Raw genomic sequence first — 7,057 nt, forward strand, 5'->3', positions numbered from 1 at the left:
TGACAACACAGAAGGAACGTAATGTGAGTAAGCCTATTCCATCGGTCGCGGTGGTCGCCTGCGATCAGTTCAGCCCGTTTCATTTATCGGTGCCCTGCATGATTTTCGGCGATGTGCTGCCGGGACAACCGTTATTCAGGTTGCATCTTTGCGCTGGTGAAGAGGGTGTGTTGCGTTCCGCACAAGGGTTGCAGATTGATACCCCGTTCGGGCTGGATACGCTGGCGCAAGCCGATATCGTGGTGGTGCCTTACTGGCGTAACCCACAGGAAACGCCGAATCCGGCGTTGCTGGAGGCGTTGGCCGAGGCCTATGCCCGTGGCAGCCTGTTGGTTGGGCTGTGTCTGGGCACCTATGTGCTGGCCTGGGCCGGGCTGCTTACGCAGCGCAACGCCGCAACACACTGGGAGTTCGCGCAGGATTTTCAGCAGCGTTTTCCGGATGTACGGCTGGATACACAGGCGTTATACGTGGAAGACGAGCAACTCATCACTTCGGCAGGGACGGCCGCTGGGCTGGATTGTTGCCTGCATGTGGTCAGAAAGTACCACGGTAGTGTTATTGCCAATAAAATCGCCAGAAGAATGGTGATTCCCCCGCATCGTGAAGGCGGTCAGGCACAGTTCATCGAGCGGCCGATGCCGACATCGACACAGGACGCCAGAATCAACGCGCTACTGGATTACCTGAGAAGCCGCCTCGACCATTCCTATCATCTCGATGATCTGGCGCGCCGGACGCTAATGAGCCGTCGCACGTTCACCCGACAGTTTCACAAGGCCACCGGGATGTCGGTCGGTGAATGGCTGATGGCTGAGCGCCTGCAACAAAGCCAGACATTGCTGGAATCCACCACGTTGTCGATCGAAGCCATCGCCGAACAGGTCGGCTTCGGCACCGCCGCGTCACTGCGTCAGCACTTCCGCCGCCAGTTTAACGTCACGCCCGGCGAGTGGCGCAAGACGTTTTTGGGGGGGAGTACGTCAGCTGGTTTTCGGTAGCTTTCGAGAGGTCGTGAGTGAAGGGCTTATTATGGTGTTTAACGCATATTATCTGCATTCTCATGACACGCTATGACAGGTAATCATAGTTTTACCTGCTCTAGCGTGTAACTCTTGTTTTACCTGCTCTAGCGTGTAATATTTATCTTACCGCCTATAACCGGTAGGATAAAATGATGAAGGTCACCAACAGCAAACAGCTTAGCAGCTATCTGAAAGATGTTCGTATCATGCAGAAGCTTTCACAAGGGAAAGTGGCCAGTAAAGTGGGTATTCGCCAGGATACGGTATCCAGCTTCGAACAACATCCTGATTCCACCAAACTGGAAACCTTCTTTAAAATCCTGTCGGCATTAAATTTAGAACTTACGGTTACCCCCAGGAATATGGACGCCGCCAATAACGAGGCCTCTGTTGCAGAATCGTCCTGGAAGGAAGAATGGTAATGGCTGCGCTCGATGTCTACATGAACGGTTATCGGGTGGGGATATTGACCAAAACAGGTAGTGGGGCACATCATTTTTCCTATGATGTGAACTGGCTTGGGCTGTCCGGAAGTCGTCCCATCTCGCTCTCTATGCCACTACGTCATCAGCCCTATCAAGGTGATGAAGTTTATAACTTCTTCGACAATTTGTTGCCGGATAATCCGGACATCAGAAGACGAATTGTTGCCAGGCATCACGCTGACTCCACCCAGCCGTTTGATCTGCTGGCTAAAGTGGGGCGAGACAGTGTTGGGGCGTTGCAATTGATACCGGCGAGTACACCAACTAACAATATAAAACAGATTGAATACAAAACATTATCTGAGCAGCAGCTTGAAAACATACTGTCGGGATATCTGGTTGATGCGCCGCTGGGGATGATTGATACAGAAGATGATTTTCGTATCTCTATTGCTGGCGCACAGGAAAAGACGGCTCTGCTTTATCGGGATAGTCACTGGTGCCTGCCCTTCAATACCACACCCACTACCCACATCATCAAGCTACCGATTGGTAAAATCGAGAGTCACTCTTACTCCATTGATATGTCTGACAGCGTTGAAAATGAGTATCTGTGCCTGCTGATTGCCAGGGAGTTTGGGCTACCGGTGCCACACTGTTTTATGCTCAACGCTGGCAAGATAAAAGCGCTGGCGGTAGAACGTTTTGATCGTAAATATGCCTCGGATGGCAGTTGGGTTATGCGATTGCCACAGGAGGATTTTTGTCAGGTATTCAACGTGCCTTCCGCGCTGAAATATGAAAATCATGGTGGGCCCGGTATTTCCGCCATTATGTCGTATCTATTAGGCGCTGTTGACCCACAAAGGGATCGCTATAGTTTTATGAAGGTTCAGGTGCTGTTCTGGCTATTGGCAGCAACAGATGGTCATGCGAAGAATTTTTCCTTGTTTATTGAGCCTGAGGGACGATATCGCCTCACGCCTTTCTATGACATTCTCTCTATGTACCCGGCGATGGGGGGGCGGGGAATTGATCGCAGAGAGGCAAAACTGGCGATGGGGCTGGCTAGCTCAAAAGGCAAGAAATACGCGATTGAGCAGATCTTTCCACGTCACTTTTTCCAAACGGCGCAGGCAGTTGGGTTTGCCAGAGAATCAATGGAGAGCATTCTGACGGAATTTGCACAGTCGATGGATACGATTGTGATGAAAATTAGGAACCAACTACCTGCGAGTTTTCCTGCATCTATTCGCGATGCAATTCTCGAAGGCATGCAGGCAAGAGCGGGGCGATTAATGACCGGGTGGGAATAGGCACCCCATAGGTGCCTCTTTGCATGTGGGCTTCACTTCCCAATACAAAAACTGGAAAAAATCCGCCCCAGCAGATCGTCGGAGGTGAATTCACCGGTGATTTCACTTAACGCCTGCTGTGCCAGTCGCAGTTCCTCGGCCAGCAGTTCACCGGCGTAGGCACCGACCAGTTGTTCGTGGCCTTGCTGTAGATGCTGCGCTGCTTGTTCCAGCGCCTGCAAGTGACGACGGCGGGCCAGAAAGCCCCCTTCGGTGTTGCTGGTAAATCCCATGCTTTGTTTGAGGTGGTCACGCAGCAGGTCTACACCGTCACCCGTTCGGGCGGAAAGGCGGATAAGTGAGTAAGTATTTACCTCTGCAATACCCAGCGGTTCACCGGTGACATCCGCTTTGTTACGCACGACGGTGATCGGCAATCGGCTTGGTAGTCTTGCCATAAATTCTGGCCAGATAGCCGCTGGTTCTACCGCGTCGGTGGTGGTGCCATCGACCATAAACAGTACCCGGTCGGCCTGTTCGATTTCCTGCCACGCCCGTTCAATACCGATACGTTCTACTTCGTCGCTGGCTTCGCGCAGCCCAGCGGTGTCAATGATATGCAGCGGCATACCGTCGATATGAATATGCTCACGCAGCACATCGCGCGTGGTACCGGCGATATCGGTGACGATAGCGGCATCGCGCCCGGCCAGCGCATTCAGCAGGCTGGATTTACCTGCATTCGGTCGACCGGCAATCACCACTTTCATCCCTTCGCGCAGCAGGCTGCCTTGCCGCGCTTCGCCACGCACACCTTCCAGATCGCCTATCACTGCATTGAGCATAGCTTCGATTTTGCCGTCGGAGAGAAAATCGATCTCCTCATCGGGGAAATCGATCGCTGCTTCCACATAGATTCGAAGGTGAGTGAGTGCTTCCACCAGTTGATGAACGCGGGAGGAAAAGACACCCTGTAGCGAGTTGACGGCGGAACGTGCCGCCTGCTCAGAACTGGCGTCGATCAGATCGGCAATCGCTTCGGCCTGCGCCAGATCGAGTTTGTCGTTTAAAAATGCCCGTTCGGAAAATTCGCCAGGGCGGGCGATGCGCACACCCGGCAGCGCCACAACGCGTTTGAGCAACAGGTCGAGGATCACCGGGCCGCCGTGACCTTGTAGTTCTAACACGTCTTCACCTGTAAAGGAGTTCGGGCCGGGGAACCACAGGGCAATGCCTTGATCGAGCACGCTACCATCGACGTCATGGAAAGGCAGGTAATCGGCGTAACGCGGTTTAGGCAGCTTACCCAGTATGGCTTGTGCTACCGCTGAGGCCTGGCGGCCGGAGATGCGCAGAATACCTACGCCGCCGCGTCCCGGCGGGGTGGCTTGGGCAACGATGGTGTCGGTATGGCTCATGGTGTTCTCTCTGCCTTTTTGCCTGTTTTCAGGCACGGTTTGGGGTTGTCTTACTGTAAAAAAATAAGGCGGTCAGTGACCGCCTTATAATGAGATTGATTGGACAATCAACCGGTTACTTTTTCTCGCGGCTGTGCAGCCCGCGTTTTTCCAGCCCGCGGTAAATCAGCTGCTGCTGGGCGATGGTCACCAGGTTGCTGACGATATAGTACAGCACCAGACCTGACGGGAACCACAGGAAGAATACGGTGAAGATAACCGGCATGTAGGTCATGATCTTCTGCTGCATCGGATCGGTGACCGTGGTCGGCGACATCTTCTGAATGAAGAACATGGTCAGACCCATCAGGATCGGCAGCACGTAGTACGGGTCCTGCGCCGAGAGGTCATGAATCCACAGTGCGAACGGCGCGTGACGCAGTTCCACCGAGCCCATCAGCATGTAGTACAACGCCAGGAAGATAGGCATCTGGATGACCAGCGGGAAGCAACCACCCAGCGGGTTCACTTTCTCTGCCTTGTACAGCGCCATCATTTCCTGACTCATGCGCTGTTTATCGTCACCGATACGCTCACGCATCGCCTGCAATTTCGGTTGCAGCATGCGCATTTTCGCCATCGAGGTGTACTGCGCTTTGGTCAGCGGGTACATGATGCCGCGCACGATAAACGTGATAGCAATGATGGAGAAGCCCCAGTTGCCGATAAAGCCGTGCAGGAATTTCAGCAGCTTAAACAGCGGTTGGGAGATGAACCACAGCCAGCCGTAATCTACGGTCAGGTCCAAATGCGGTGCGACAGCGGCCATTTTGTCCTGAATTTCCGGGCCGACCCACAGGGTGGCGTTCAGGTTCTGCTGGCTACCCGGCTGTACGACAACCGAAGGAGACTTAAAGCCGATAGCGGCCAAGCCATTGCCAAGGTTGGCGCTGTAAAACGTATTGCTCGCGGCGGTGTTTGGCACCCAGGCGGTAGCGAAATACTGCTGCAGCATCGCAACCCAGCCACCCTGTGTGTTGATGTTCAGGTTCTCTTTCATATCGCTAAAGCTGTATTTGCGATATTTATCGTCGCTGGAAGAGAACGCTGCGCCACGGTAGGTGTGCAGGGCAAAGTTATTGCTGCCGGTGTCACGGTGTGACGGCAAATCGATAGATTGCTTCAACTGGCCGAACAGCGTCAGTTCCAGCGGCTGGGCACTGGTGTTGTTGACACTGTATTCCACGTTCAGCGCGTACTCACCACGCTTTAACACGAAGGTTTTGGTGAAGCTGACGCCGTTAGCATCGGTATAGGTCAACGGAATACGCAGTTCGTTCTGGCCTGCGGCCAGTTCAAAGCGATCCGCCGAGGCGGTATACAGCGGACGTGAACCGTTAGCCGGGTTGTCCGGGCCGTTTTTACCGGTCAGGCCACTTTGTGCCTGATAGGTGAAGGCCGGGGTGCTTTCCAGCAGTTTGAACGGCTGGTTGGAGCCCAGTTCTGCCGGGTAAGCCAGCAGGTCGGCTTCTTCAATGTCGCCGCCGCGTGTGTTGATGTTCAGCGACAACACGTCGGTTTTCACCGTGATCAGTTTACCCTGACCGCTGGCTGGTACGCCCTGGTTGGCTGCATCGCCTACAGCGCCATTCGCCTGTTGCGTGGTCTGGGTGGCCGCGGGTGGATTTTTGTCCGTTTCCCACTGCTGCCAGATCATGAACGTCACGAATAGCAGAGCGATGACAAGAAGATTGCGTTGCGAATCCATCGTTAGTGTTCTCTGTTATTGTCGGGTTTTGGCGGTACGGGATCATCACCACCAGGGTTCAAAGGGTGGCATTTTAATACGCGTTTGAGCGTCAACCAACAGCCTTTTATCATGCCGAACCGGCGTATTGCTTCAATGCCATATTGGGAGCACGACGGCTGAAAGCGGCAGTGCGGTCCAAGTAGCGGACTGATAAAGCGTTGATACCCGCGTATCAGGCCGATCAGCAGGCGTGAGCCAAACGACAGTGACGGCGCCATAATTTTTCCAACGCTTCCGTTAGCGTACGGTTATCCAGTTCAGACACCCCTTTTTTAGCGATGACGACAAAATCCATCGCGGGCAGCTCGTGTTGACGCAAACGAAAACTTTCACGTGTCAGGCGCTTGATACGATTACGTTCGTGAGCCCGTCTGACGTGCTTTTTTGCGACAGTGAGACCAATACGAGGGTGTCCCAGCGTATTCGGGCGTCCGAGGATGGTAATCTGCGGCGTGCCGGCCCGTTGAGGCTGCTGGAAGACGAAAGAGAAATGGCTGGGAGTTAACAGACGTAACTCCCTAGGAAAAGCGAGCGTAACCACTCGAAGGGTTAGCTTTTATTACTTGGAAACAGTCAGACGAGCACGGCCTTTCGCACGACGGCGGGCCAGAACCTGACGACCATTTTTAGTGGCCATACGAGCACGGAAACCGTGGCTACGGTTACGCTTCAATACGGACGGTTGGAAAGTGCGTTTCATGGCGATTTCTACCTAAACTTGATTTAAGACTTCACAGTAAACGCGTTTGGCTACTCGGCGTGAAAAGTGACCGACGCCTCTATCGCATAATAAAGAGGCGGGATTGTAATAATTGTACAGCCCCGAGTCAATTAACATCCGCGTTTTACCCGCCTGAAACTTCCCGGTGGTCCCGGATTTTCTGTTTGAACAGCACAAAAAATGGACTGCTCAGCACAGAAAACAGGCGCTACGCGCAGGCCGCGAATTATACGGACTCTGCGATAAAGCGCAAGGATCCCTCAGCGATCCTGTCTACGGGATCATGATCCGCGTCACCGCTGATCGTGTCGATTACGTCTATGCTTACTATCCGCAAGGGATCCAGGGCGGGTTGTGGGTAACCTTACGGGTATCCCAGAATAA

At 53.6% G+C, this 7,057-nt stretch carries 9 protein-coding genes; 4 read left to right on the forward strand and 5 right to left on the reverse strand.

Features of this window, described 5'->3' with window-relative positions:
- Positions 1 to 23: 23 nt before the first annotated feature.
- The 3 genes from DZE2538_RS19945 to DZE2538_RS19955 all read left to right on the forward strand — a co-directional run bounded on the left by DZE2538_RS19945 (position 24) and on the right by DZE2538_RS19955 (position 2,766).
- On the forward strand, positions 24 to 1,001 hold the full coding sequence (locus tag DZE2538_RS19945; protein ID WP_038917067.1) for a GlxA family transcriptional regulator: 978 nt from the start codon (positions 24 to 26) through the stop codon (positions 999 to 1,001).
- Between the two features lie 176 nt (positions 1,002 to 1,177).
- Complete coding sequence (locus DZE2538_RS19950) at positions 1,178 to 1,447, forward strand: helix-turn-helix domain-containing protein (RefSeq protein ID WP_038915205.1); 270 nt, start codon at positions 1,178 to 1,180, stop codon at positions 1,445 to 1,447.
- Positions 1,447 to 2,766 (forward strand): type II toxin-antitoxin system HipA family toxin, encoded by a 1,320-nt coding sequence (locus DZE2538_RS19955; protein WP_038917068.1) that lies wholly within the window; start codon positions 1,447 to 1,449, stop codon positions 2,764 to 2,766. Before DZE2538_RS19950 ends, DZE2538_RS19955 begins: the two co-directional genes overlap by 1 nt.
- A gap of 32 nt (positions 2,767 to 2,798) precedes the next feature.
- On the opposite strand, the gene mnmE is transcribed toward DZE2538_RS19955, so the two are convergent.
- The 5 genes from mnmE to rpmH all read right to left on the reverse strand — a co-directional run bounded on the left by mnmE (position 2,799) and on the right by rpmH (position 6,652).
- Entirely contained in the window at positions 2,799 to 4,163 is a 1,365-nt protein-coding gene (mnmE, locus tag DZE2538_RS19960; RefSeq protein WP_023641151.1) for a tRNA uridine-5-carboxymethylaminomethyl(34) synthesis GTPase MnmE, read from the reverse strand.
- Positions 4,164 to 4,278: 115 nt separating this feature from the next.
- Positions 4,279 to 5,910, reverse strand: coding sequence for a membrane protein insertase YidC (gene yidC / locus DZE2538_RS19965; protein WP_038917069.1), 1,632 nt, complete (start codon positions 5,908 to 5,910; stop codon positions 4,279 to 4,281).
- A 2-nt stretch (positions 5,911 to 5,912) separates the two neighbouring features.
- Positions 5,913 to 6,170: a membrane protein insertion efficiency factor YidD gene (yidD, locus tag DZE2538_RS20585; protein WP_012886807.1), complete on the reverse strand. Its 258-nt coding sequence runs from the start codon at positions 6,168 to 6,170 to the stop codon at positions 5,913 to 5,915.
- Positions 6,134 to 6,493 carry a ribonuclease P protein component gene (rnpA, locus tag DZE2538_RS19970; RefSeq protein ID WP_012886808.1) on the reverse strand — a complete coding sequence of 120 codons (360 nt, stop codon included), beginning with the start codon at positions 6,491 to 6,493 and terminating at the stop codon, positions 6,134 to 6,136. Before rnpA ends, yidD begins: the two co-directional genes overlap by 37 nt.
- An 18-nt stretch (positions 6,494 to 6,511) precedes the next feature.
- Positions 6,512 to 6,652, reverse strand: coding sequence for a 50S ribosomal protein L34 (rpmH, locus tag DZE2538_RS20590; protein WP_000831330.1), 141 nt, complete (start codon positions 6,650 to 6,652; stop codon positions 6,512 to 6,514).
- Between the two features lie 166 nt (positions 6,653 to 6,818).
- Between rpmH and DZE2538_RS21330 the strand changes: the two genes are divergently transcribed.
- A partial coding sequence (locus tag DZE2538_RS21330) for a hypothetical protein (RefSeq protein ID WP_038917070.1) occupies positions 6,819 to 7,057 on the forward strand: 239 nt, incomplete at its 3' end.

The organism is Dickeya zeae NCPPB 2538 (genome assembly GCF_000406165.1).
Taxonomy (GTDB): Bacteria; Pseudomonadota; Gammaproteobacteria; order Enterobacterales; family Enterobacteriaceae; genus Dickeya; species Dickeya zeae.

What these genes read in the sequence shown, in the direction of transcription:
- mnmE (WP_023641151.1), bottom strand. Translation starts at nt 4,163, where the DNA reads ATGAGCCATACCGACACCATCGTTGCCCAAGCCACCCCGCCGGGACGC.
- yidC (WP_038917069.1), bottom strand. Translation starts at nt 5,910, where the DNA reads ATGGATTCGCAACGCAATCTTCTTGTCATCGCTCTGCTATTCGTGACG.
- yidD (WP_012886807.1), bottom strand. Translation starts at nt 6,170, where the DNA reads ATGGCGCCGTCACTGTCGTTTGGCTCACGCCTGCTGATCGGCCTGATA.
- rpmH (WP_000831330.1), bottom strand. Translation starts at nt 6,652, where the DNA reads ATGAAACGCACTTTCCAACCGTCCGTATTGAAGCGTAACCGTAGCCAC.
- DZE2538_RS19950 (WP_038915205.1), top strand. Translation starts at nt 1,178, where the DNA reads ATGAAGGTCACCAACAGCAAACAGCTTAGCAGCTATCTGAAAGATGTT.
- DZE2538_RS19955 (WP_038917068.1), top strand. Translation starts at nt 1,447, where the DNA reads ATGGCTGCGCTCGATGTCTACATGAACGGTTATCGGGTGGGGATATTG.